25 protein-coding genes are annotated in these 22,667 nt (G+C 70.8%); 8 read left to right on the top strand and 17 right to left on the bottom strand.

All coding sequences use genetic code 11. From position 1 onward, the window contains the following. Position 1 precedes the first annotated feature (1 nt). Complete coding sequence (locus CYJ26_RS03180; RefSeq protein ID WP_006549107.1) at positions 2-1,384, bottom strand: MFS transporter; 1,383 nt, start codon at positions 1,382-1,384, stop codon at positions 2-4. Positions 1,385-1,593: 209 nt separating this feature from the next. On the opposite strand from CYJ26_RS03180, the gene CYJ26_RS03175 reads away from it, so the two are divergent. Beyond that, a complete protein-coding gene (locus CYJ26_RS03175; RefSeq protein WP_034236621.1) occupies positions 1,594-2,202 on the top strand; it encodes a MogA/MoaB family molybdenum cofactor biosynthesis protein in 609 nt (202 codons plus the stop codon). Between the two features lie 28 nt (positions 2,203-2,230). Here CYJ26_RS03175 and mobA read toward each other — a convergent pair whose 3' ends face one another. From mobA to CYJ26_RS03160, 3 genes are read right to left on the bottom strand one after another with little or no spacing between them, the layout of a single operon-like run. Continuing rightward, on the bottom strand, positions 2,231-2,929 hold the full coding sequence (gene mobA, locus CYJ26_RS03170; protein ID WP_034236623.1) for a molybdenum cofactor guanylyltransferase: 699 nt from the start codon (positions 2,927-2,929) through the stop codon (positions 2,231-2,233). Positions 2,930-2,952: 23 nt separating this feature from the next. Then, positions 2,953-3,462 carry a cyclic pyranopterin monophosphate synthase MoaC gene (gene moaC / locus CYJ26_RS03165; protein ID WP_006549954.1) on the bottom strand — a complete coding sequence of 170 codons (510 nt, stop codon included), beginning with the start codon at positions 3,460-3,462 and terminating at the stop codon, positions 2,953-2,955. 48 nt (positions 3,463-3,510) lie between these two features. Next, positions 3,511-4,926 (bottom strand): molybdopterin molybdotransferase MoeA, encoded by a 1,416-nt coding sequence (locus CYJ26_RS03160; protein ID WP_048684916.1) that lies wholly within the window; start codon positions 4,924-4,926, stop codon positions 3,511-3,513. 184 nt (positions 4,927-5,110) lie between these two features. On the opposite strand from CYJ26_RS03160, the gene CYJ26_RS03155 reads away from it, so the two are divergent. Then, entirely contained in the window at positions 5,111-5,584 is a 474-nt protein-coding gene (locus tag CYJ26_RS03155; RefSeq protein ID WP_006549110.1) for a molybdenum cofactor biosynthesis protein MoaE, read from the top strand. A gap of 22 nt (positions 5,585-5,606) precedes the next feature. Here CYJ26_RS03155 and CYJ26_RS03150 read toward each other — a convergent pair whose 3' ends face one another. From CYJ26_RS03150 to CYJ26_RS03140, 3 genes are all read right to left on the bottom strand, one after another. Further along, positions 5,607-5,882: a MoaD/ThiS family protein gene (locus CYJ26_RS03150; RefSeq protein WP_006549111.1), complete on the bottom strand. Its 276-nt coding sequence runs from the start codon at positions 5,880-5,882 to the stop codon at positions 5,607-5,609. 69 nt (positions 5,883-5,951) lie between these two features. Continuing rightward, positions 5,952-7,076 (bottom strand): GTP 3',8-cyclase MoaA, encoded by a 1,125-nt coding sequence (moaA, locus tag CYJ26_RS03145; RefSeq protein ID WP_006549112.1) that lies wholly within the window; start codon positions 7,074-7,076, stop codon positions 5,952-5,954. Between the two features lie 26 nt (positions 7,077-7,102). Further along, complete coding sequence (locus tag CYJ26_RS03140) at positions 7,103-7,417, bottom strand: DUF2249 domain-containing protein (protein ID WP_006549113.1); 315 nt, start codon at positions 7,415-7,417, stop codon at positions 7,103-7,105. A gap of 107 nt (positions 7,418-7,524) precedes the next feature. Here CYJ26_RS03140 and CYJ26_RS11170 point away from each other — a divergent pair, with 107 nt between their 5' ends. Genes CYJ26_RS11170 through CYJ26_RS10955 form a run of 3 tightly spaced genes read left to right on the top strand, consistent with a single transcriptional unit; the run spans position 7,525 to position 11,547 of the window. After that, on the top strand, positions 7,525-10,020 hold the full coding sequence (locus tag CYJ26_RS11170) for a hypothetical protein (protein ID WP_052039854.1): 2,496 nt from the start codon (positions 7,525-7,527) through the stop codon (positions 10,018-10,020). Beyond that, positions 10,013-10,873, top strand: a complete 861-nt coding sequence (locus CYJ26_RS10960; RefSeq protein WP_244901999.1) for a cupredoxin domain-containing protein — start codon at positions 10,013-10,015, stop codon at positions 10,871-10,873. The genes CYJ26_RS11170 and CYJ26_RS10960 overlap by 8 nt, the downstream gene beginning before the upstream one ends. Next, a complete protein-coding gene (locus CYJ26_RS10955) occupies positions 10,870-11,547 on the top strand; it encodes a multicopper oxidase domain-containing protein (protein WP_244901998.1) in 678 nt (225 codons plus the stop codon). The genes CYJ26_RS10960 and CYJ26_RS10955 overlap by 4 nt, the downstream gene beginning before the upstream one ends. 8 nt (positions 11,548-11,555) lie before the next feature. Here the strand turns inward: CYJ26_RS10955 and CYJ26_RS03125 are convergent, their stop codons facing one another. The 6 genes from CYJ26_RS03125 to CYJ26_RS03100 form a co-directional block, all read right to left on the bottom strand. Continuing rightward, positions 11,556-12,284 (bottom strand): helix-turn-helix transcriptional regulator, encoded by a 729-nt coding sequence (locus tag CYJ26_RS03125; protein ID WP_040319758.1) that lies wholly within the window; start codon positions 12,282-12,284, stop codon positions 11,556-11,558. Between the two features lie 9 nt (positions 12,285-12,293). Beyond that, positions 12,294-12,974: a GNAT family N-acetyltransferase gene (locus CYJ26_RS03120; protein WP_006549117.1), complete on the bottom strand. Its 681-nt coding sequence runs from the start codon at positions 12,972-12,974 to the stop codon at positions 12,294-12,296. A gap of 9 nt (positions 12,975-12,983) precedes the next feature. Then, positions 12,984-14,069: a ribosome small subunit-dependent GTPase A gene (gene rsgA / locus CYJ26_RS03115; protein WP_101637932.1), complete on the bottom strand. Its 1,086-nt coding sequence runs from the start codon at positions 14,067-14,069 to the stop codon at positions 12,984-12,986. Beyond that, complete coding sequence (locus CYJ26_RS03110) at positions 14,069-15,661, bottom strand: 3-phosphoshikimate 1-carboxyvinyltransferase (protein WP_101637931.1); 1,593 nt, start codon at positions 15,659-15,661, stop codon at positions 14,069-14,071. The genes rsgA and CYJ26_RS03110 overlap by 1 nt, the downstream gene beginning before the upstream one ends. A gap of 478 nt (positions 15,662-16,139) precedes the next feature. Further along, positions 16,140-18,371, bottom strand: coding sequence for an NADP-dependent isocitrate dehydrogenase (locus CYJ26_RS03105; protein WP_101637930.1), 2,232 nt, complete (start codon positions 18,369-18,371; stop codon positions 16,140-16,142). A gap of 173 nt (positions 18,372-18,544) precedes the next feature. Continuing rightward, complete coding sequence (locus CYJ26_RS03100) at positions 18,545-19,189, bottom strand: DoxX family membrane protein (RefSeq protein WP_006549122.1); 645 nt, start codon at positions 19,187-19,189, stop codon at positions 18,545-18,547. A gap of 31 nt (positions 19,190-19,220) precedes the next feature. On the opposite strand from CYJ26_RS03100, the gene CYJ26_RS03095 reads away from it, so the two are divergent. The 3 genes from CYJ26_RS03095 to CYJ26_RS11240 all read left to right on the top strand — a co-directional run bounded on the left by CYJ26_RS03095 (position 19,221) and on the right by CYJ26_RS11240 (position 20,545). Then, on the top strand, positions 19,221-19,946 hold the full coding sequence (locus CYJ26_RS03095) for a sigma-70 family RNA polymerase sigma factor (protein ID WP_101637995.1): 726 nt from the start codon (positions 19,221-19,223) through the stop codon (positions 19,944-19,946). Further along, a complete protein-coding gene (gene rsrA, locus CYJ26_RS03090) occupies positions 19,946-20,299 on the top strand; it encodes a mycothiol system anti-sigma-R factor (protein ID WP_006549124.1) in 354 nt (117 codons plus the stop codon). Before CYJ26_RS03095 ends, rsrA begins: the two co-directional genes overlap by 1 nt. Positions 20,300-20,470: 171 nt before the next feature. After that, the gene (locus tag CYJ26_RS11240; protein ID WP_374044920.1) at positions 20,471-20,545 is read left to right on the top strand and encodes a 50S ribosomal protein bL37; all 75 of its coding nucleotides are present in this window, start codon (positions 20,471-20,473) and stop codon (positions 20,543-20,545) included. A 431-nt stretch (positions 20,546-20,976) separates the two neighbouring features. Here CYJ26_RS11240 and CYJ26_RS11235 read toward each other — a convergent pair whose 3' ends face one another. The 4 genes from CYJ26_RS11235 to CYJ26_RS10550 form a co-directional block, all read right to left on the bottom strand. After that, complete coding sequence (locus CYJ26_RS11235; protein WP_267472680.1) at positions 20,977-21,210, bottom strand: integrase core domain-containing protein; 234 nt, start codon at positions 21,208-21,210, stop codon at positions 20,977-20,979. Positions 21,211-21,544: 334 nt separating this feature from the next. Continuing rightward, a complete protein-coding gene (locus CYJ26_RS11230) occupies positions 21,545-21,772 on the bottom strand; it encodes an IS3 family transposase (protein ID WP_101637929.1) in 228 nt (75 codons plus the stop codon). Between the two features lie 72 nt (positions 21,773-21,844). Then, complete coding sequence (locus tag CYJ26_RS11225; protein ID WP_101637928.1) at positions 21,845-22,225, bottom strand: transposase; 381 nt, start codon at positions 22,223-22,225, stop codon at positions 21,845-21,847. Beyond that, positions 22,128-22,529, bottom strand: a complete 402-nt coding sequence (locus CYJ26_RS10550; protein WP_145990754.1) for an OmpA family protein — start codon at positions 22,527-22,529, stop codon at positions 22,128-22,130. Before CYJ26_RS10550 ends, CYJ26_RS11225 begins: the two co-directional genes overlap by 98 nt. Positions 22,530-22,667 lie beyond the last annotated feature (138 nt).

Raw genomic sequence — 22,667 nt, 5'->3', positions numbered from 1 at the left:
CTCAGCCGCGGAAGGGGGCGCCGGGGCGGGCGTAGCGGATCCAGCACACGACGGCGCACACGGCGGAGTAGGCGGCGCAGAGGGCCAGCCAGGTTCCGGCGTCCAGGGCGGACAGCGCCACGCCGACGAAGAAGGGGCCGAAGCAGGCGATTGCTGCGGTGAAGCCGATTGCGCCGCCGGCCTGGAGGCGGGGCATGATCATGGGCATCTGCTTGAAGGTGCCGGCGTTGCCGATGCCGGCGAAGAAGAACATGGCCAGCATGGCCCACAGGAAGGGTGTGAACTCCGCGGGGGAGTCAGGGTGCATGTAGAGCGAGGCCCAGGCCAGCGTGACCGCCATGCCGAGCGCGGAGATGAAGGTCCACAGCCCTCCGGAGAAGCGGTCGCACAGCGGGCCCCAGGCCATGCGTACCACTGAGCCGATCAGTGGGCCGAGGAAGGCGTAGGTGGCGCCTAGCGGCAGGTTGTCAAAGCCCTGCTCGGCCAAGGGCGAGGAGGCTCCGAAGGTGTTGTTGACCAGCAGGCCGAACTGCGCGGCGAAGCCGGAGAAGAGCCCGAAGGTCAGGACGTAGAGCATCGTCATGTACCACGTGTTCGGGTTGGAGAAAAAGGACAGCTGGGCGCGGATGTTGGCCGTGACGGGGACGTCCTTGAGCAGGGTGAAGGCGAGCGCCGCGGCGGCCAGCGCCCAGGGGACAAAGAAGATCGCGGCGTTGTGGACGAAGATCGCGGTGTCGTCGGCCTGACGCTGTGGGGCGATGAAGGTGATGCCCAGCAGCCCGAAGCCCATGAGCCAGGGGCCGGCGAGCTGGATGAGGGACATGCCGAGGTTGCCGATGCCGGCTTGGAGGTTGAGGGCGGTGCCGGACAGGCGCTTGGGGAAGAAGTAGCCGGTGGAGGGCATGTAGCCGGAGAAGGTGCCGCCGCCGATGCCGCACATGAAGGACAGCACCAGCAGGACAGCGTAGGGGGTGGAGGTGTCCTGGACGGCGAAGAACCAGCCGAGCATGGGGATGACGTAGAGCAGTGAGGAGATGCCCACCAGCTTGCGTGTGCCCAAGATCGGAGGCAGGAACATGTAGACCAGACGGATGAGCCCGCCAGACAGGCCTGGCATGGCGGTGAGCCAGTAGAGCTGGCCCGGGGTCAGGTCGAAGCCGATGAGGCGCAGCTTGGGTGCGATGGCTGAGACAAGGAAGAAGACGCAGAAGGCGATGACCATGGAGAAGGTGGAGATCGCCAGGGTGCGCCAGGCAATGGCCTTGTCCCAGTGAGCCGGGTCCTCAGGGTCCCAGCCCGCCAGGACACGTCCACTGGTGCCCAGGGCGGTCGGGTGGGAGGCGGCATCTGGGGCCGGTGAGGGCCGGGAGGCGGCGTTGCTCATGGTGGTCCTATCTCGGGATCCGGCGGGGCGGCAGCGGTCACCTACCATGATCGGTGGAGACGGCGCACCCCGCGACAGATGCGGAAGAGCCTTGGGATTGCAAGGATGGAGGCGCCCGTATTTTTTACGGTCATCCCCAAAATAGTAATGATCGAATGCTCTAAATAAATCGTCTGGGCAAACCCGGTCAGGGTCGCTACGGTGGGGCCATGACGCACGCTGCCCCACCGACTGCTCACGAGCCTCGTCTGCCACGGCAGGCTGCTGCCGCGGGGGAGGAGCAGCCCGAGGCGGCGGAGGTTGTCCAGAAGGCGCTCAAGACGCTGGACACCCCGGTGCGTGGAGCCGTCATCACGGTGTCGGACCGCTGCGCTGCGGGTCGCCGTGAGGACCTGTCCGGACCGCTGGCGCAGCGGCTGCTGGCTGGCTACGGGGTCCAGGTTGAGCGGGTGCGCGTGGTGCCCGACGACGTCGCCGCCATCCGCCGAGCCGTGAGCGAGGCCGTGGCTGAGGGGGCGCGGGTGGTGCTCACCACCGGTGGCACGGGCGTGACCCCCATGGACCTGACTCCCGAGGCGACGGCGCCTCTGCTTCAGACCCGCCTGGAGGGCCTGGAGGCGCAGGTGCGTGACTACGGGCTGAGCAAGACCCCTCTGGCGGGGCTGTCGCGTGGGCTCATCGGGGTCACAGGACGGGGCGCGGACGGCGCGCTCGTGGTCAACGCCCCGGGCTCGCGAGGCGGCGTCAAGGACGCGGTCACCGTGATCGGTCCTCTGGTGCCCCACGTGCTGGAGCAGCTAGGCGGCGGGGACCACTAAGAAGCCTCGGCGCCGTGGGCGCCGGGCCCTACCGCCCCTCGCGCTCCCACTGGCGCACCTGCTCCCAGGTGTCCAGGTCCTGCGCCGCCTGGTCCAGGCCCGCTTCCTGGGCCAGGTCCACGTAGCCCAGGTTCAGGCGTCCCAAGGTCCGGTGCACCGAGACGTCCCTCAGGCCCACTCCGCCCGGCGCCACGAGCGCGCGCAAGGCCTCTGTGCGGTAGATGCCAACCAGGTGCTGGACGTGACGGCCTGAGTCGTCCTGCGGCTGCACGCCGACCACGCCGTCACAGGCCCGGCCCTCCGCCAGGGCCGCCTTCAACCGTGCTGCCAGGACGGGCAGCGCACGCCAGGCCTGCGGAGCGTCGCAGGCCAGCAGCGCCGTGGCCTCGGCCGGCTGGCCCTCACCAGCCTCGGCATCGGTCGCCAGGGTCAGCACGCCGGCAGCGATGCCGGCCACCGGTCCGCCCAGTGGCGGGTCCTCCAGCGCGCGCAGCACGCCGGCCGGCAGGCTCACCTGCTCCGGCGCGACGACGACCACCCGCCCAGGCCCGCCAGGACCCTGGGCGCGAAGCTGGCCTAGCCCGTCCAGGACGTGGTCGAGCAGGCGGCGGCCGCGGGCGAGGACGTCGGGCTTGGAGACCCCGCCCAGCCGGCGACCGGTGCCGCCTGCCAGGACGACGACGTCGAAGACGGGACAGGGTGTGGGCGGAGGGGCCTGGTGGCTCATGGTGCTCCTCGGGATGCGGCTCGCTAGAGGCCTGCGGGATCCTCGCCGTCGGCCGGGCGCACCCAGTCGCCCGAGCGCCCGCCGGACTTCGCCGTCACCTTGGCCTCGCGCAGCGCCACGGCCCGGTCCACGCCCTTGACCATGTCCACGATGGCCAGCCCCGCCACGGTCGCAGCGGTCAGGGCCTCCATCTCCACACCTGTGCGGTCAGCAGTGCGCACGGTGGTCTCGATACGCACGCCCTCGTCCTCAATCTCCAGGTCCACCTGACAGCCGTGGACGCCGATGACGTGCGCCAGGGGGAGCAGGTCAGGGACCTTCTTCGCCGCGGCGATGCCGGAGACCCTGGCGACGGCAAGTACGTCCCCCTTGGGCACGGTTCCGTCCCGCAGCGCGGCCACGATCGCGGGCGAGCAGCTGACGAAGGCGCTCGCGCTGGCGGTGCGCACGGTGGGCTGCTTGGCGGTGACGTCCACCATGTAGGCGGCTCCGGCGTGGTCCAGGTGGGTCAGGCGGATCGGAGAGGGGGACAAGGGTACTCCTTGGATCGAGTGAGGGCTGACAGATGGAGACGGCGGCTGCTACTGGCCGCAGGACGGCAGACGGCCTGCGCCGGGCACGGGCGGGGCTGACAGGGCGAGGAGACGGACCTGATCACCCTGGCTCACGCCCTCGGCCTCGGCCGGGACCACGGCCAGGGCCTCGGCGCGGGCCAGGGAGGCCACGAGGTGTGAGCCTGAGCCGAGGTGGTGGGCCGGAGCGACCCACAGCGGCTGGCTCGTGGGGTCGCAGGAAACCGGGCTGGCCTCCTGGCCCGCAGCGGCCTGCGGGGCGCTCACGGCACGCACAGCCAGGTGCTGGCGGCGTCCGGCAGGGCTGCGCCAGGCGGTGGCTGCCCGGGCGAGCGCAGGCGTGACCGGGCGGGTGGCGGGGTCGGCGTCGCAGCTGGTGGCGACGCCGTCGAAGCCGCCCAGGCGAGCCAGCGCCGGGACGACGATGAGGGTGAAGGAGACCAGGACGCTGACCGGGTTGCCCGGGAGCATGAGGATCGGCACCTCGCGGCCCGGGCCTGCCTGCGCGTCCTGCCGGGTGTGCAGGGTGCCGTGACCCTGCGGCTTGCCCGGCTGCATGGCGACCTTGGCGAAGGACAGCTCCGCGCCGGCCAGGGCGCGCAGCCGGCCCGGGTCTGCCTGGCCGAGCATCTTGAGGGGGTCGAAGGCGCCGGCGGACACGCCCCCGGAGGTCAGCACGAGGTCCGCCTGGCCGGCCGCCTCAGCCAGCACCGTCTCCAAGGACTCCACCGTGTCTGCGGCGCGAGCGGTGAAGGTGACCCGGCCTCCGGCCTCCTCCACCAGCCCGGCCAGCAGCAGGCTGTTGGAGTCCGGGATGGTGCCGGGGCGCAGCGTGTCCTCGGGCTCGACGAGCTCGGAGCCGGTGGAGACGACGGCGACCCTCACCCGGGGCAGGACCCGCACCCGGGAGCGCCCCACCGAGGCCAGGGCCGAGATCGCCGTGGCTGACAGGAGAGTGCCGGCGCCAAGGACCGGGTCGCCGACGGCGACGTCCTCACCGGCCGTGCGGACGGACAGCCCTACGCAGGCCTCGGCCCTGATCGCGACCTGGGAGGGAAGCGGGTGGTGACCGGCCTGCTGATCGGTGTCCTCCACCTTGACCACGGCATCGGCGCCCTCGGGCAGCATGGCGCCGGTCATGATGCGCATGGCGGTGCCTGCCTGGAGGGCGGGTGGGACCGCGCCGGCCGGGACGTCTCCGGTCACCGCCAGCATGACGGGCGTGCTCGTGGTGGCACCGGCTGTGTCCGCGGCCCGCAGCGCGTAGCCGTCCATGGCCGAATTCGTCCAGGGAGGGACGGGCAGGGCCGCGGTGACGTCCTCAGCCAGGACCAGGCCGTGGGCCTGCGCCAGGGGTAGCTCCACGCTGGCCAGGGGGCGTAGAGGAGCCAGGACCTTGGCGACGTAGTCCTCGACGGGAATCATCTGTGGCACGGCTCCTCCTGTGGTGGTGTGGGACTGAGGTCCATCATGCCGCGCGGGCGGGCGGATCGCCGAGCCGAGGCGGGCGTGCGGTGGGGGGGTGAGCGGGGAGGACGGATCCCGTGTACCGTCGTCGCCGCGACGGGCACCCAGCCTGCGCCCAGGACCGAGGACCTACGGAGGATCGATGGAGAGCATGCCAGCTGCGCAGGCGGGCGGAGCCGGGGCTGCGGGCCAGGCGGCGCGCGTGGTGCGCGCTGAGGTGACCGAGGCCCCGGTGAGCGTGGCGCAGCTCGCCGCCAGCGTCGAGGACCGCGGTGCGGGAGCCGTCGTCACCTTTGACGGGATGGTGCGAGACCACGACGGCGGACGTGGGGTGCGTGGGATCGCCTACTCCGCCCACCCCACCGCTGGCAACGTGGTCGCCCAGATCGCTGCCGAGGTCGCCTGCCGCCCGGGCCTGCGGGCGATCGCCGTCGTCCACCGGGTCGGGGACCTGGAGATCGGCCAGACGGCGCTGGGGGTGGCGGTGAGCGCGGACCACCGCGCGCCGGCCTTCGACGCCGTGCGTGACCTGGTGGAGGAGGTCAAGAAGCGTATGCCGGTGTGGAAGCACCAGCTCTTCGATGACGGCACACGGGAATGGTCCAATATCGCCTGAGCGCGGTGGCCGGCCAGGCACCTCAGCCGCCGGCAAAGGGCGGCAGGACGTCAATGCGGTCGCCGTCGGCGAGCGCCGTGAGCGAGTCCGCGGGCGTGGACAGGGAGTTGACGAGGTAGCTGGAGACGGCGATGACCTTGGCCATGGCCAGGCCTCGTCCGGCCAGCTGCTCGCGTAGCGCGGCGAGAGTGGTGCCGCTGGGCACCTCGATCCGCTCCTGGGCGCGGCCGGCTGCCTCGGTCGCGGCGGCGAAGTAGTGGACCTCCAGGCTGATGGTGTCGTGGACGGGATCGCTCATAGGCGGGTGACCTCCTCGGGATGGCGTGGTGTCGACGGGACTGGCGGTGCGGGAGTGGCGCAGGCGCCCTCAGCCGCCGATGGCGGACATGGTGCGGGCGGGCCTGGTGAAGCCGTCCGGAACCGCCCAGGGCTCGTCACTGCCGTGAGCCAGCGGCTTGGCCCAGGTCGCCCCGGCCCAGAGACGAATGAGGTCCTCGTCCGTGGCGCCCTGGCGCATCGGCGTGCGCAGGTCCGTCTCGGTGGAGGAGAACAGGCAGGTCATGAGCCGGCCGTCGGCCGTGACCCTGGTGCGGTCGCAGTCGTGGCAGAAGGGGGCGGTGACTGAGGAGATGATCCCGACGCTTCCTGCCGGGTAGGCGCCCGCCCCCTCGTGGGAGGACAGCGCCCGAGGGTCCAGGCGGCCGGCCTTGACGTGCCACAGGGCGGCGGGGCGGCGGTCGGCGCGCCCGGCCTGGCGCAGGGTGAAGCCTGCCTGGGTGAGGACCTGGAGGATCTCCTCCTGCCCCACGACCTGCTCGGGGCGCCAGGACTCACGCGGCCCCAGTGGCATGTGCTCGATGAAGCGCAGCTGCCAGCCCCGGCGCAGGCACTCGGCCAGCAGGCGGGCGGCCCTGCGGTCCAGCGTGCCCGGCATGGCCACGGCGTTGACCTTGATGGGTGCCAGGCCGGCGGCCTCGGCACCGGCCACTCCGCGCAGGACGTCCTCCAGGCGGTCGCGGCGCGTGGCCAGGCTGTACTCCCGGGGGTCCAGGGTGTCGATGGAGACGTTGACCCGGTCCAGGCCGGCCGCACGCAGGCGGGCGGCCCGCTTGTCCAGGCCGAGACCGTTGGTGGTGATCCCGATGTCCGGCTTGGTCCCGGTGCGAGCCGAGCGCAGCGTGGAGACTGAGGCGACGATCTCCTCCAGGTCCTTGCGCATCAGCGGCTCGCCTCCGGTCAGCCGGATGCGCTCGATCCCCAGGCGCTCCACCCCGATCCGGGCCAGGCGCGCAATCTCCTGGGTAGTGAGTAGGGACGGCGTGGGCAGCCATTCCAGGCCCTCGGCGGGCATGCAGTAGGTGCAGCGCAGGTTGCAGCGGTCGGTTACCGACAGTCGCAGATCACGCACGGTGCGCCCGTGGCGGTCCACGAGCACGTCGGGGACCGCCACGGGCGCACCGGACACAGACGTCAGGTCGGCCAAGCAGGTCATAGATCGATGGTAGCGGGCCTTAAGGCTCAGGCGGTGCGCAGGATCTCGACCCGCGCGAAGCCCTCTGAGGTCTCGATCACGCTGTGACGGAAGGTGAAGGGGAGCTGGTCGATCTGGTTGAGCAGTGGGGTTGGTACGTGCGGGGCGACGAGGTCGAAGCCTTCGCCCACCGTGAGGCTGGAGGCGGCTCCGATGACGGCGGCGTGCCGCAGCCGGTGAGGAATCGCACGTGCGTCCAGCGTGAGCCGCTCGGACTCGTGGCCGCATCCGCAGCCGCACCCGCCGTGGGCCTGCGAGGGGGAGACGTCCTGGACCGGGATGGTTGTGGGAGCGTCGCTCATGCTGCTTCCCTCTTCCTGTCTGGGTAGGTTGCGGCTCACAGCGGCATACGGCAGCTGTGAGCCGTGCGTCGTTGCCGCACGGAACTGATTTTATTACGGTTTGCCTTGTGAAAAACAAGGTGCTGCCGCGACTCGCGCTGCTCGTCCTGGCTGCGGCGTGCGTGCTCAGCGGCCTGGACGCTGCGCTGCTGCGCCTGGGGACAGGGGCACCTGTGGCTGGGACGTTGACCGCACGCCTGGCTGCGCTGCACGGCCCGCTCATGGAAGTGGGCTTTCTCGGCACGCTCATCAGCCTGGAACGCGCGGTGGCCGCACGTGCGCGCTGGGCCCTGGCCGCACCGGCGCTGAGCGCCGGCGGCTGTCTGGCGCTGGTCGCCGGGGCGCCACAGGTCCTGGGACAGGGCATGGTCCTTGTCTCCGGCCTCGTCCTGCTCACGGTCTACGCCTGCGTCTACCGCCGAGCCGTCTCAGTCGCCCTGGACGTGGAGTCCCTGGGCGCGGTGGCGCTGGTCCTGGGCAACCTCACCTGGCTCGCAGGCCACGACGTCGTGGCCGCAGTCCCGCTGTGGCTGCTCTTCCCGGTCCTGACCGTGGTCGGTGAGCGTCTGGAGCTGGCGCGGGTCGCCTTTCTCGGTCCTGTGGTTGAGGCCGTCGTGCGCGCTCTGGCCGTGATCGCGCTGCTAGGGGCGTGCGCGCTGCCTGTCACCGGGACGGGCAGGCTCGCCAGCGGCCCCGCGCTGCTGGGGCTCGGCGTCGTCATGGCCTGGTACGACGTCGCCCGACGCACCGTCCGCGCAACCGGGGGAGTGCGTCTGGCGGCCGCCTGCATGATGGCCGGATACCTCTGGCTCGCCGTGGGCGGTCTCGCCTGGACGCTGACCGCCTGGACCCAGGGAAGCGGGGCTGCCTACGAGATCATCATCCACGCCCTCTCGCTCGGCTTCGCCTTCTCGATGGTCCTCGCCCACGCTCCCACGATCCTGCCGGCTCTCCTGCACCGGCAGCTGCCCTACCGCAGGATCATGTGGCTCCCCCTTGTCCTGCTGCACCTGAGCCTGGTGGTCCGTGTAGCCGGACTGGTCAGCGAGCAGGTCCGCGCCTGGCAGGCCGGGGGGATCATGGGGGTCCTGGCTGTCCTCGTCTTCCTGGTCACCTCGGCCCTGATCGCGCTGAGGGCCGGACCGCTCGGCGTCGGATCCTCGTCCCAGGGCGGGGGCGCCACGGCGGGCAGGGTGACGCTCTCACCGCTCCAGGCGGCACGTGGCCGCCGTGGGCACCGGCGCCGCGAACAGGTGCGGCGCAACGGAGTCGTCCTGGCCTGGGTGATCGTGGCCGGAGTGCTCGCCGTCCTCATCCTGGCCGGCCCGCTGGCAGCCTGGGGACAGTGGATAGCGCTGCACACCCTGCTGCTGGGCGGGATCGGCTCAGCCATCACCGTGTGGTCGGCCCACTTCGCTGACACCCTCCTGCACCGCCCGGCGCTGGGAGGCGCGGCGCTGGTGGACCTGCGTCTGGCGGTACACGGCCTGGGAACGCTCGCGGTCCTGGTCGGCATCACCTCCCACCACCAGGTGCTCGCGATGGCCGGGATGAGCCTCGTGACAGCCGCGGCCCTAGCCGGAGCGGTCGCGATCGCGGTCCAGTACCACCGCGCCGTCGCCCCGCGCCTGGCAGGGCTGGCGGTCCACTACGCCCTGGCCCTGATCCTGCTTGCCATCGGGGCGGTGCTCGGCTACCTCACCAGCTGGGCCGCGGAGCGTGGCTGGGCACGCTTGTCTGACGTCTTCTACCTGGCCCACACCACCACCATGCTGCTCGGCTTTGTGGGAACCACGGTGCTGGGCACCCTCACCGTGCTGTGGCCCACCATGCTGCGCACCAAGATGGAGCCCTGTGCCCCCACCTGGACGAGCCGAGGCCTGCCGGCGCTGGTCGGCGGGACCGTGATGGTCGCCTGCTCGGGCCTGTGGCAGCCGGCTGCTGGGCTCGGGACCCTGGTCTACCTGGCCGGGGCCGGCGGCGTCCTCGTGCCAGCCTGGCGCACGGCCCGTCGCGTGCCACCCACCTCCTTCTCCACTGCCTCATCCGCGGCCGCAGTCGCCTGGTTCCTGGGCTGCGTGGTGTGGATGGGCCTGGGCGTGACCACGGCGCCGAACCTGGACCAGGCCCGCGAGGTCATCCACCTCCTGCGCGTGCCGCTGGCAGCAGGATTCGCCCTCCAGGTCCTGGGAGCGGCGTTGAGCTATCTCACCCCCGTCATGCTGGGTGGAGGACCGGCGACGACCCGGTTGACCAACCGTGTCATGGACCGCGCCGCCGCCTACCGGGTCACGGCGACCAACGCGGGTCTCGCGCTCGCGGTGGCCACGCCCTTGCCCTGGACCGTCCGTATGGCGGGCGCCCTGCTCGCCGGCGCGGTGGCGGCCTACGTCGTGGTGGGGATGGGGCTGAGCGCGCGGGAGCTGGTCCGCCGCACCCGCCGCGGGGACGACGACGTCGTAGCCACCAGCCTCACCGTCGGCCCGCCGGCGCTCGCCCCAGGCGCCGCCCATCTACCCGTTGGTGCCCTGTCCCCACGTGAAAAGGAGCCTCGCCGTGCCTGAGACCACCAGTCCGTCTGATTCGCAGGACGCCACCGGCCCTGTTGCTGCTACCTCTCGCCGCGAGGTCACCGCGGGAACCGCCCCGGCCGTGGCCAGAGGCAAGGGGAGCGCACGTGATGAGCGTGCGGCAGGAGGGCAGACTGGCGTTGGAGCGGGCCGGCGCGGGGTGCTGCTCGGTCTGGTCAGCACCGGGGCTGCCGTCGTGGCAGGCGCCGCCGCGTCCACCTGGCGTCAGTGGTCAGGGGACCGCGGGACCCGCGACGTCGTCGCCGCTACTGGCCGGACCGTTGAGACCACGCTGCGGGTGGAGGGCATGCGATTCGTCCCGGACACCGTCCAGGTCCAGGCCGGAGACCGGCTCGTGATCACCCTGGACAACACCTCCGACCAGGTCCACGACCTGGTCCTGGACACCGGCGCCACCACCGGTCGGGTCTCAGCCGGGGGCAGCGCCCGGCTGGAGGTCGGCCTCGTCACCGGCCCCCTCCAGGGCTGGTGCTCGATCGCCGGGCACCGCGCCCAGGGCATGGTGATGCAGGTGGTTGTCGGGGCCGCTGCCTCCGGGACGGACGCGCCCGCGGACCACGAGGACCACGGCGCGCAGGTGAGCCCCACCGTCGACCTCCAGGCACCGCTTCCCGAGGGCTTTGCTCCCTACGAGGCTGCCCTGGTCCCGTCTTCTCACGACAGCGTGCACCGCGTGACCTTCACCGTCACTGAGGTCGAGCAGGCCTACGTGGGAGCAGGGGTCTACCAGACGCGCTGGACCTACAACGGCACCGCGCCGGGCCCCATCCTGCGCGGCAAGGTGGGCGACACCTTCGAGGTCACGCTCGTCAACGGGGCACCATGAGCCACTCCATCGACTTCCACGCCGGGATCGTCTCCCCGGACAAGCCCATGCGCTCGATCGGACCAGGAGAGTCGCTGGTCTACACCTTCACGGCACAGCACTCAGGGATCTGGCTCTACCACTGCTCAACCGCCCCCATGAGCCTGCACCTGGCCTCGGGAATGTACGGTGCCGTCATCATCGACCCCGATGGCTTGGCCGAGGTAGACCGCGAGTACCTGCTCATCCAGGCCGAGACCTATCTCGGTCTGGACAGCGGCCAGCAGGAGGAACAGACCGCGACCTCGACGGCGATGACGGACAAGATCGCTGCCAAGACGCCGGACCTCGTGTGCTTCAACGGGGTGGCCTTCCAGTACGCCCTGGCGCCCTTGCAGGCTCGTGCGGGAGAGCGCATACGGCTGTGGGTGCTCGACGCCGGTCCCAGCCTGCCCACCTCCTTCCACGTCGTCGGTCTGCAGTTCGACACGGTCTTTGCGGAGGGCACCTACCTCCTGGGCGGGCCGCAGGAGATCGGACGCGCTTGGCACGGCGGGTCGCAGGCCCTGGCCCTGCAGCCCGCCCAGGGAGGCTTCGTCGAGGCCGTGGTGCCTGCGGCTGGGCACTATGCGATGGTGACCCACGTCTTCGCTGACATGGACAAGGGCGCCAAGGGGATCCTGGAGGCCGTCTAGGGCAGGCCCTACCCCCGCTGCCAGCGCAGGTGGCAGCCGTCAGGCAGCAGGGGAGTGAGCTCCAGGTGAGGGCGCTCGCCAGGCTCCTGCGGCTCATCGCGCGACGCGACGCCGGCCAGGGCCTCGTTGAGGAAGCCCTCGTGCATGTGGCAGACCATCTCGTGGGGGACCCTCGTGCCCGTCACCAGGGGGCAGGCGCGCAGGACGAGCGTGTCCTTGCTGGGGTCGGGGGCAAAGCCCATGCGGCTGAGCGCCGGCAGCAGGCGGCGCAGGAGCTGAGTGGGATCCGCCTGGGCGGAGTCGGAGTCGGTCGTGGTGCTCGCGGCGTCGTCGAGTGCGGCCTCGTGGGCCCAGCGGCGCCCGATCTCGTGGGCCAGGCGCCTGGCATCCTCGCCGCTTCCCAGGGTCTGGGCGATGGCGTCAAGGAGGGCGAGGTAGGAGTCCAGGACCTCGCCTGGATCCGGGGCGACGGCGGTGTAGGCCAGCGCGGGGCGGCCCCGCCGGCCGGTGGGCTGGGCGGCAGCCGAGACGAATCCGGCGCTGACCAGGGCCTCGAGGTGCTCTCGCACGGTGTTGTGGTGCAGACCCAGCATCTGTGCGACCTCGGCGGCGCGCAGGGGCCGGTGAGCGGTCTCGACCGTCTCCAGCACACGCAGATGAGCGGTGGACAGTTCAGCCCTCGTTGACAGGTCGTCCCAGGACGGGCGAGGCAGGCGAGAATGCTGACGGACAGGCACGCGAAAACTTTATGCCCGCGGACGGGAAAAAGAGTGGTCATGCAGCCCGGCGCCGTGGGCGGGACGGGTCATCGCCCAGTAGGTCGGCAGCGGCGGGCTGGAGAGCTCGGCGACCTCGCGGTAGCCCAGGCGCTGGTACAGGCGCTTGGAGGCTGGCGTGGTGGACTCCAGGTGGGCGGGCAGGCCGTCAGCGTCTACTCGCTCCAGACCGTGACGGAACAGGGCGGTACCCGTTCCGGTGCCGCGAGCCTCGGGCGCGACGGCGATCATGTAGGCGTACCAGTGCGGCTCGGTGGGGCGCTGGGCATCGCACTGGGCGCCGTCGAGCAGGACCAGGTCCCAGGCCCCACCCAGCAGGTCCAGGTCCAGACCCTCAGGAAGGGCGTCGCCAGGTCCCAGCGGTCCGGCAGGATCGCCGTCGGCTGGCGGGTCCCACAGCATGGCGCCCAGGACGCGTTCGCTGCCGGCCTCGCCCTGGACAGCGAGGTCGACCCGGGCGCCCAGGCACCGATCCGGATCGGGGGACAGGTAGTGATCGGCCAGCTCCACGCGGTGGAGGTGGTCCAGGGCCGCGCGTGGATCGGGGGCAGGAGCCACGATCGCGCTCATGAGCGGGTCCTGGATGAACACCGAGGTCAGCAGGCCAGCCACCGCGTCTAGGTCGGTCGGGGTAGCGGGGCGAAGATGCATGTCTCTCCTTCAGTGGCGATGGGTGGTGGGGACCGGGTCCTCGGCCTCCAGGGAAGGGGCAAGGAGGCGGCGGAAGGAGTCCAGGCGGGCGCGTCTGATCCCCTCGGGTCCCACTGCGGCCCACGCGTCCAGGGCGCAGTCGATCACTCCCTCGGCGTGGGTGCAGCCGCGAGGGCAGTCCGCGGCCACCTCGGCCAGGTCCGGGAAGCCACGCAGAACGTCGGCGCTGGAGACGTGTGAGACGCCGAAGGAGCGTACACCGGGCGTGTCAATGACCCAGCCGCCGCCCGGAAGCTCCAGGGCCTGCAGGCTGGTGGAGGTGTGGCGGCCCCGCCCAGTGACCTCGTTGACGTGGCCGGTGACACGGTCGGCGCCGGGGACCAGGGCGTTGATGAGTGTGGACTTGCCGACCCCCGAGTGCCCCACGAACACCGCCGTGCGCCCGGCGATCGCCTCGCGCACCGCGGCCACGCCGTCACCGGCAGCGCGTGTGGCCTCAGCGCGGCTGGAGGGATCCAGGTACGTCGGGAAGGTACGCACGCCCAGTGGCTCGTACAGGGCCAGGAGCGGGCCGGCGTCGGCCAGGTCGGACTTGGTGAGCACGAGCAGCGGCTCCATGCCGGCGTCGTAGGCGGCCACGAGGTAGCGGTCGATCATGCGCGGTCGCGGCTCGGGATCGGCCACGGCCGTGACGATGACGAGCACCTCGGCATTGGCCACGACTGGCTTCTCCGTCCCGGCTGCGTCGCCGTCCTCGGCGCTGCGGCGCAGCAGGCTGGCGCGCTCCTCGACCCGCACCATACGGGCCAGGGTGTCCTTGCGGCCGCTGACGTCGCCGACCACGGAGACCTCGTCGCCGACCACCACCTTGCCGCGGCCCAGCTCACGGGCCTTCATCGCCGTGATGTCTCCCGACCCGTCCTGGGTGAGTGAGGGGTCGGTGAGGCGAATGCGGTAGTGGCCGCGGTCGATACGCGTGACCATGCCACGCACGGCGTCGTCATAGTTGGGACGCTGCTTGGTGCGCGGACGCGATCCCTTGCCAGGGCGTACGCGCACGCGGGGGTCGTCGGTGCCGATGTCGCGGCGAGCCATCAGGCCTCTCCTCTCGGGGACGTGGGAGATCCGGTGCCTAAGCGTGAGGTTCCTGCTCCCACGGTCAGCAGGCGGGACCACATCGCGGGGAAGTCAGGCAGGGTCTTGGAGGTGCAGGCCACGTCATCCAGCGTGGTGCCCGGCACCCCCAGGCCTACGAGCGCGGCGAAGGTCGCCATGCGGTGGTCGGCGTAGGCATGCAGCTCGGCGGGGTGCAGACTGGCTCCGGCAGGCAGCGCCTCAATTTCGATACCGTCCTCGGTCTGGCGAGCACGGCCCTCCACCCGTCTCATCTCGGTCACGAGTGCCTCCAAACGGTTGGTCTCGTGGCCCCGCAGGTGCGCGATCCCTCGCAGGCGGCTGGCGTGGCCCTGGGCACTGGCCAGCAGCGCGAGGGCCGCCACACTCGGAGCGAGCTCTCCCACGGCTGACAGGTCCGCGTCGATCCCGCACAGCCGTCCCGTGCCGCTGGCGGTGAGCACCAGGGAGCCGTTGGGCTGAGGCTCGGCACTGACCTGGCCGCCCAGGCGCGGCAGCAGGGACCGCCAGGCGTCGCCGGCCTGTGTGGTCTCAGCAGGCCAGTCGGGAACGCGCACGCGCCCCCCGGCCACCAGGGCGGCAGCAAGGAAAGGCCCGGCGTTGGACAGGTCCGGTTCGATAGCGACCCGGCCGCCTGCGGGCCGGCCTGCCGGCACCAGCCAGGTTCGCTCGCCCTCGGCGGCTGCTGGCTCTGGCTCGACGACGGCGAGGCCGCGCTCCCGCAGGCTGGCCACCGTCATGGCCACGTGCGGCAGGGAGGGGACCGCCCCGGTGGGGGTCACGCTCAGGCCGCCGGGCAGCAGCGAGCCGACCAGGAGGAGGGCCGAGAGGAACTGGGAGGAGCCTGAGGCGTCCACGCTCACGCATGTGGTGGGGACTCCTGGACTCGACTCCGCCGGTCCCTGCCCCAAGGGTGCGGTTGCCGCCGGATGCGGGCGGACGGGGGCCGGGGAGACGACCACGGGCAGGTGTCCTTCCCGGCCGAGGTAGGTCAGGCTGGCACCGAGCTGGGTCAGTGAGTCCAGCAGCGGACTGAGCGGGCGCAGCCGGGCGCCGTCGTCGCCGTCGAAGAGGACGGGAGCATCCGCCAGGGCTGCCAGCGGCGGGACAAAACGCATGACGGTGCCGGCCAGGCCACAGTCGATGCGCGCGACGGGGGCCGGAAGGTCGCCGGAGGGCGAGGTGGCCGCAGACCCGGCGGCCTGGCCGGGCGCGGTGGCGGGTCTGCGCACGCGCAGGGGCGCGGGTGCGGGGATGACGTGCAGGGTCGTGGCGTCGGCGTCCACGGGATCGAAGCGGGCGCCGAAAGCTTCCAGGGCGGTGCGCATGAGGTCGGTGTCCCGTGAACGCAGGACACCGGTCAGGATGGTCGGCTCGCTGGCCAGGGCGGCGAGCAGGAGGGCGCGGACCGTGAGCGACTTGGAACCGGGTAGGGGCACGACGGCGTCCAGCGGCCCTGGGGCGCCTGGCGCGGGCCAGGGGGCGCCTGGCGCGCTGGCGGTCCTGGGTGGAGCGTCGACGGAGGTGCGGGCAGGGTCGTTCACAAGGAGCATTGTCGCAGGCGATGGACGGCAGGCTTGCGGATCGCGGTTCCTCAAACACTGAGGCACAAGAAAAGGGTATCAACGACATGCTTTGACCCCCGTGGATCATCGCCGACGTGATGTAAGGACAAAGGTCCTGATTTGCGGGAGCTGCTGCGGGGCGGACCAGGCTGTGGCTGGTGAGGTGGCGAGGCAGGACGCGGGAGGGGAGGGCTGTTAGTGGGCCGTGTGGGATCTGTGGGCAGCGAAATGGGGGCGTTCTTGTGGTTCTTCAGTGCTGGTTGAGCTGATGTGGTGTTGTTTGTCGTGATGAGGTGTGTCATCGGAGGTGTGCTCGCCACCCTTGCCACGCCCTGGCTGCCCCTGACGCAGATCCGCTACCCCTCCGGCTCGCCCGCACCCGGTAGCGCGTGCTGACGGGGTAGCGGTCAGCGTGGAAGGGTAGCGGCAGAGGAGGAGGGGTAGCGGGCGGATGTCCTTGCGCCGCCTAGATCGCGTCGATGATGGCGTTGAGCGTGGCACTCGGGCGCATGGCGGCGTCTGTGAGGGCCTGGTCCGGTCGGTAGTAGCCGCCGATCTCCACCGGCCGCCCCTGCACCGTCACCAGCTCGGCCTGAACCGCCTCGTTGGCGGCCGCCAGGCGCTCGGACACCGGGGCCCATCGCTCAGCCAAGCCTGCGTCCGCGGTCTGGGCGGCCAGCTCGGCAGCCCAGTACAGCGCCAGCCAGGCGTGCGAGCCGCGGTTGTCCACGCGGCCCAGGCGGCGGGCCGGCGAGCGGTCCTCCTCCAGCAGCCGCGTCGTCGCAGCGTCCAGGGCGTCAGCAAGCACCGTGGCCCGCGCGTTGCCGCGCACCTCGGCCACGTGCCGCAGCGCCTCGGCCAGCGCCAGGAACTCCCCCAGGGAGTCCCACCGCAGGTAGTCCTCCTCCAGCAGCTGACGCACGTGCTTGGGGGCTGAGCCGCCCGCGCCCGTCTCATACAGGCCACCGCCGTTCATCAGCGGCACCACAGAGAGCATCTTGGCGCTCGTACCCACCTCCAGGATCGGAAAGAGATCGGTGTTGTAGTCACGTAGCACGTTTCCCGTCACCGAGATCGTGTCCAGACCGCGGCGGGCCCGCTCCAAGGACAGCCTCGTGGCCGCCACCGGATCCATGATCCGGATGTCCAGGCCCTCGGTGTTCTCCTTCGCCAGGTAGCGCTCCACGAGCTCCTGGATCACGCGGTCGTGACCGCGCTGCGGATCCAGCCAGAACACGGCTGGGGCGCCTGTGGCCCGTGCCCGGCGCACCGCCAGGGAGACCCAGTCGCGCACCGGCGCGTCCTGCGTCTGGCACGCCCGCCAGATGTCTCCGGCCTCGACGTCGTGGGACAGCAGCACGGTGCCAGCCGGTGCGCCGGCGCCGTCGGTGACCACGACCTCGACCCGGCCCGCAGCCGGAATGAGGAAGGTCTTGTCATGCGAGCCGTACTCCTCGGCCTTGCGCGCCATGAGCCCGACGTTGGGCACCGAGCCCATGGTCGTGGGGTCCAGCGCCCCGTTGGCCTTGCAGTCCTCGATGACAGCCTGGTAGACGCCGGCGTAGGAGGAGTCGGGGATGACGGCCAGGGTGTCCTGCGTGCGGCCCTGGGCGTTCCACATCTTGCCGCCGGCCCGGATCATCGCCGGCATCGAGGCGTCAATGATGACGTCGCTGGGCACGTGCAGGTTCGTCACCCCGCGGTCTGAGTCCACCATCGCCAGCGCCGGGCCGGATGCGAGCTCGTCCTGGATGGCCGCGCGAATCTGCTCGCCCTGGGGCAGGTTCTCCAGTCCTGCCAGGATCGAGGCGAGCCCGTCCTCCGCCCGAAGCCCTGCCTCGGCCAGGACCTCGCCGTAGGTTGCGAAGACCCCGGGCAGGCAGGCGCGCACCGCATGAGCGAAGATGAGCGGGTCGGAGACCTTCATCATCGTGGCCTTGAGGTGCACCGAGAGCAGCACGTCCTCGGACTTGGCCTGCTGGACCTGCTCGGCCAGGAAGGTGTCCAGGGCCCGGGCGGACATCGAGGTGGCGTCCACAATCTCCCCGGCCGTGACCGGAAGTGACTCGCGCAGCGTGAGGGGGGCTGCGCCGTCGGCAGGCACCAGCCGGATCTGGAGGGTCCCGGCCTCAGGAATGACCACGGAGCGCTCGTTGTGCCGGAAGTCGCCCGAGCTCATGGTGGCCACGCGGGTGCGCGAGCCGGGGTTCCACTCGCCCATCGAGTGCGGGTGGGAACGGGCGTAGGCCTTGACCGCGGCCGGAGCCCGACGGTCGGAGTTGCCCTCGCGCAGCACCGGGTTGACGGCGGACCCCTTGACCGCGTCGTAGCGCTCGCGGGCCTCGTGCTCGGCGGGTGTCGAGGGGGAGTCCGGGTAGTCGGGCAGGTCAACGCCCTGAGCCTGGAGCTCGGCGATGGCGGCCTTGAGCTGGGGCAGGGAGGCCGAGATGTTGGGCAGCTTGACGATCGTGGCTGACGGGGAGGCGGTCAGCGCTCCGAGGGTGGCCAGGTCGTCGTCGGCCAGGTTGAAGGCGGCCAGGATCCGGCCGGCCAGGGAGATATCGGCGGTGGCCACGCTGACGCCAGCCGAGCCCGCGAAGGCCCGCACGATGGGAAGGAAGGAGTGGGTCGCCAGCATCGGCGCCTCGTCGGTCCAGGTGTAGATGACGTCGGCCTCGGTGCCGGACAGCTCACTCATGGCATCTCCTGACGGCTGGTTGTCGTGTCGCTCGCCGTCAGCCTAGCGTGTGACCTGGGTCCTAGTTGTTCATCTGCTTGTGACACGGCCCAGACACGGCGAGGGCTGCCGGTTGCCTCAACCGGCAGCCCTCGCCGTCAGGTGCTGGGGACCGGGCGGGTGGCCCGGGGCGCTCAGGCTTGGGCGGCGGAGAGGTAGGCGGCCTCCATGGCCTCGCGCTGGGCGCGGGCGTTGGCTCGGCGCCAGGCCAGGGAGGGCTTGCCCTCACGGTCGACGGCGGCCAGCAGCAGTCCGGCCCCCACCGCGCCGCCGCGCATGAGCCCGGACAGGGTCTCCTTGCGCTGGGCCTTGTTCCGCACGGTCCACACCGGGTTGTTGACCAGGGTGAGGGGAAGGTTCAAGGCGGCGAGCACCGCGGCGCAGGAGCGTGGCGCGGTGCCGGTGGCCAGGCCGAGGCCGGCGACGACGCTGACGGCGCCGCTCACGCGCGTGAGCATGGTGGCGTCCGAGGTCAGCAACGGCGGCAGGCCGGCCTTCTCGAAGGTTGGCATGACCTTCTCCAGCTTCTCGACGTGACGCTGCGGGCGCGCGATGGCGTCGACGCCGTCGATGACGAAGGAGGCGGCGAGCATGGGGCGGGCGAAGGCACGCAGAAGATCCATGTGCTCATCCTCGCGCACCTGGCCGGCCTGTGCCAGCCTTCGCAGGCTCGTGCCGACCCAGGAGGGGATGGGAACAAGGTGGGCCCCGCCGTCGTTATGAGCAGCGATGAGCAGTACCACCGCGATCGCACCCGCCGGGCAGCCGCGTGCCAGCATCCTGGCAGGCGGCGGGCTAGGCTCGTGGGCGATGAGGGAGATCGAGACGATCCAGGCCGCCGGGGCGGATGACGTGCCCGCGTCCCTGGACAAGCGCGACCTGGACGAGCTGATTGATCCCGACGGCGAGCCGGGTGAGCAGATCGACCGTGCCCCGAGCACGGAGACCGAGGCCGAGCGCGCCGCCCGCTTTGAGGCGGATGCGCTGCCCTATCTGGACCAGCTCTACGGCGCGGCCCTGCGGATGACCCGCAACGGCGCCGATGCTGAGGATCTGGTCCAGGACGTCTACGCCAAGGCCTTCGCGGCCTTCCACCAGTACCGCCCGGGCACCAACCTCAAGGCCTGGCTCTACCGAATCCTGACCAACACCTTCATCAACTCCTACCGCAAGAAGCAGCGTGAGCCGCTGCAGTCGGACGCCGACGCCGTGGAGGACTGGCAGCTGCACCGCGCCGCCTCCCACGACTCAGTCGGTCTGCCCAGCGCCGAGAACCTCGCGCTGGACGACCTGCCTGACGACGACATCAAGGCCGCGCTCCAGGAGCTGAGCGAGGACCGGCGCCTGGCCGTCTACCTCGCGGACGTGGAGGGCTTCTCGTACAAGGAGATCGCCGAGATCATGGACACCCCAATCGGAACCGTCATGTCCCGCCTGCACCGCGGGCGCCGGCAGCTGCGTGACCTGCTGGCGGACCACGCCCGCGAGCTGGGGTACCTGCGGGATGAGGCTGCGGACGCGGAGGGGGCGCGCTGATGTCGAACGCGATGAAGCCGGGGACGCCTGAGGGAACGGGGGAGCCAGGGTGCTCCTGCTCCGAGGCTCGTGCCCACCTGGAGGCCTTCCTTGACCACGAGTGCGACGGGGACCTGAGCAGCCGGCTGGCTGAGCACGTGGCGACCTGCGAGCACTGCTCGCGGGTGGCTGACGCCGAGGTCCACCTGCGTGAGATTCTGCGGTCGCGCTGCGCCGAGCAGGCGCCTGCTGAGCTGCGGGCCCGGGTGCTGGGACGCCTGTCCGTCATGCGGGCGACGAGCTACGAGCAGGTCACGCACGAGGGGCGGACGGTGACGACCTATCGGAGCACGGTGCGCTACAGCCAGGACTGAGGCGGCTGCGGCGGGCCTGGCTCCCTCCGGTGGCCGGCGCGCGCGGCGCCGCCCGGTGGGCGTGGGCGTGACCGGGCTCATGAGGTCTGCGGTGGTGGCGGTATCGCGCTGTGTGCGAGGATGGTCCGTGGTTAGTGCCCGGTTGGGCAGTCCAGACTTGAGGAGGCCACTATGAGCAAGCGCGGTCGTAAGCGTCGTTCCCGTGCGAAGTCCAGCGCGAACCACGGCAAGCGTCCCAACGCCTGAGCCGGGTAGCTGCGGCACCCAGAACAACGATGGCGGCCGGTCACCGAGAAGGTGACCGGCCGCCATCGTTGTGCCGGGCGCGCCCCCAGCAGGGCAAGGGTGACTGGGCGGGGGCTGGTGGGTTTCCTGGCAGTGTCGCTTGAGGCCTTGGACCGGTGGGCCGGGGCCGGTGAGACGCCTAGAGATGTCGGTTTAGGCGCTGGACAGTCGGTTCGGGTGTGGCGGGGATGGGGACCGACTGTTCCGGGCCTGAAGCGATGGAAATGCGGTGGGGGGGTGGTGCGTGGGTTGGGTGATTGGAACGGTCCCTAGGGGAGCGCTAGGGCACTCACCAATCGCGTGTGCACGCACTCATCGGGGGATGCGCGTTTCAACGGGGCTGGGGCCCGGGCAGGGAAGTATGGGCTTGTTCGCACGTTGTTGACGGTTTCCTAGGCGGCTTCGGCCCAGGTTGATTGTTGTTTCAGCTCGTACTCGACAGGGCTGTAGCCGCCGAGTGCGGTGTGGATGCGCTGGCGGTTGTAGAACCGCTCGATCCACTCTCCCACGCCTTGGTAGACCTGGCTGCGGGTCGCGAAGGAACGCCGGCAGAAGTACCCAACCTTGAGGGTCGCCCAGAACGACTCAGCCATGGCATTGTCCCAGCACACCCCGGTCCGTCCCATCGACACGTGGCACCAGCGGCCCTCATATAGGCCGCGAGCTCTCGGGAAGTGAGCTGGGCTCCACGATCAGCATGCAGCACCAGACCCCAGGCACGCGCCCTCGACGCGTCCTTGCCATCTCAAGGGCCGCGACGAGCGTGCCGGTGTCCCGCGACTGCTCATCGCCCACCCCAGCACACGCCGCGAGTGAGCGTCCCGCACGGTACACAGGTACACCCACCCCTGACCGCAACGCAGATAGGTGAAGCCCGTGACCCACACCTTGTCAACCTCGCCCGTGTCCCACTGACGCCGACAGCGGTCCTCATGATCATCAATCTCCCGCTCCGCACCCTCAGGCCGGCAGAGCTGACGGGCTCGCCGCCGACAAACCCTGACGCCTCATCGAGGCCGCCACAGCCTTGACCCCTACCCGCGCCCCTGAGCGACGCAGCGCGACAGTGATCCTGCCAGCACCGTAAGCCTGGTTGGAAACGAGTAAGCTCCCACGCCACCAGCCGATCCAGCTCCCGACGACCTGCCGCCCGCGCCCGCCTACGAGCACCACGAGCCCCCCACGCATAGAAACCAGCACGAGTGACCCCAAGAACCCTGGCCATCAAGGCAATCGGATAACCGGCCTTCTCCGCCTCCATCAGATCGAACCGCCAAGCTGCTGGCGCCTGGAAGCATCGAGGGCGCTGGCTTTCCCCAGGAACTCGTTCTCCATCTCCAGCTCACGCACCCGCCTGCGTAACCTGACGTTCTCAGCAGCAAGCTCCCTCGGACCAGGCACACCAGCAGCCCCAGCCTCACGACGCTCACGCTCCGCCTTGACCCACCGGCCCACCATCTGCTCACCCAGCCCCAGGTCACGAGCCACCGAAGCAATCGTGCAACCAGTACCAATCACCTGACCCGCAACATCACGCCGATACTCAGAGGTAAACCCTCTCCTCTGCCCCACCAGGCACTTCCCTCCTACAGACCCACAGGCCCACAAGACAAAGTGCCAACAAACAGAGAATAGGCCCATTAAGGACCTCAGCCAGGCTGGTGAGCACCTCCTGGACGTCGCCGCGCAGCCGGTGGGACCCGAAGTCGAAGAGCACCGAGTCCGACAGGGAGATGAGCGTGCCGCAAGACTCCACCGGACGCGCTGCGTCAATGGAGGGGAAGCGTCCGGCCGAGGCCGCCGGCGGCACCGGATCGGCCTGGACGGTCCACCCCTGCTGCCCGGAGGAGACCAGGGCGGTGCCCTGACCGTCGTTGACGATCGTCAGGCCCGTGCCGAGGTTGGAGTAGGTGGCGGAGCCGTCGCCGTTGTTGACGATCGACACCGTCGCATCGGTGTAGGTGCCCGATCCGTCACCGTCAAGCTCGATGGAGGTCGTCCCGTCGGTCGAGGTACCAGCCCCTGCCCGTCAACGTCAACGCTCAGGCGGCCGTCACTGTAGGTCCCCGACCCGTCACCGTTG

The organism is Actinomyces urogenitalis (assembly GCF_002861525.1).
Taxonomy (GTDB): Bacteria; Actinomycetota; Actinomycetes; order Actinomycetales; family Actinomycetaceae; genus Actinomyces; species Actinomyces urogenitalis.
The sequence above is the reverse complement of the archived record's forward strand: the minus strand, read 5'-3'. Positions and strand labels throughout refer to the sequence as shown.

Coding starts and splice junctions, on each gene's coding strand:
- CYJ26_RS03180 (WP_006549107.1), bottom strand. CDS start 1,384: ATGAGCAACGCCGCCTCCCGGCCCTCACCGGCCCCAGATGCCGCCTCC.
- CYJ26_RS03175 (WP_034236621.1), top strand. CDS start 1,594: ATGACGCACGCTGCCCCACCGACTGCTCACGAGCCTCGTCTGCCACGG.
- mobA (WP_034236623.1), bottom strand. CDS start 2,929: ATGAGCCACCAGGCCCCTCCGCCCACACCCTGTCCCGTCTTCGACGTC.
- CYJ26_RS03160 (WP_048684916.1), bottom strand. CDS start 4,926: ATGATTCCCGTCGAGGACTACGTCGCCAAGGTCCTGGCTCCTCTACGC.
- CYJ26_RS03155 (WP_006549110.1), top strand. CDS start 5,111: ATGGAGAGCATGCCAGCTGCGCAGGCGGGCGGAGCCGGGGCTGCGGGC.
- CYJ26_RS03150 (WP_006549111.1), bottom strand. CDS start 5,882: ATGAGCGATCCCGTCCACGACACCATCAGCCTGGAGGTCCACTACTTC.
- moaA (WP_006549112.1), bottom strand. CDS start 7,076: ATGACCTGCTTGGCCGACCTGACGTCTGTGTCCGGTGCGCCCGTGGCG.
- CYJ26_RS03140 (WP_006549113.1), bottom strand. CDS start 7,417: ATGAGCGACGCTCCCACAACCATCCCGGTCCAGGACGTCTCCCCCTCG.
- CYJ26_RS10955 (WP_244901998.1), top strand. CDS start 10,870: ATGAGCCACTCCATCGACTTCCACGCCGGGATCGTCTCCCCGGACAAG.
- CYJ26_RS03120 (WP_006549117.1), bottom strand. CDS start 12,974: ATGCATCTTCGCCCCGCTACCCCGACCGACCTAGACGCGGTGGCTGGC.
- rsgA (WP_101637932.1), bottom strand. CDS start 14,069: ATGGCTCGCCGCGACATCGGCACCGACGACCCCCGCGTGCGCGTACGC.
- CYJ26_RS03110 (WP_101637931.1), bottom strand. CDS start 15,661: ATGCTCCTTGTGAACGACCCTGCCCGCACCTCCGTCGACGCTCCACCC.
- CYJ26_RS03105 (WP_101637930.1), bottom strand. CDS start 18,371: ATGAGTGAGCTGTCCGGCACCGAGGCCGACGTCATCTACACCTGGACC.
- CYJ26_RS03100 (WP_006549122.1), bottom strand. CDS start 19,189: ATGCTGGCACGCGGCTGCCCGGCGGGTGCGATCGCGGTGGTACTGCTC.
- CYJ26_RS03095 (WP_101637995.1), top strand. CDS start 19,221: ATGAGGGAGATCGAGACGATCCAGGCCGCCGGGGCGGATGACGTGCCC.
- rsrA (WP_006549124.1), top strand. CDS start 19,946: ATGTCGAACGCGATGAAGCCGGGGACGCCTGAGGGAACGGGGGAGCCA.
- CYJ26_RS11235 (WP_267472680.1), bottom strand. CDS start 21,210: ATGGGACGGACCGGGGTGTGCTGGGACAATGCCATGGCTGAGTCGTTC.
- CYJ26_RS11230 (WP_101637929.1), bottom strand. CDS start 21,772: ATGCGTGGGGGGCTCGTGGTGCTCGTAGGCGGGCGCGGGCGGCAGGTC.
- CYJ26_RS11225 (WP_101637928.1), bottom strand. CDS start 22,225: ATGGGCCTATTCTCTGTTTGTTGGCACTTTGTCTTGTGGGCCTGTGGG.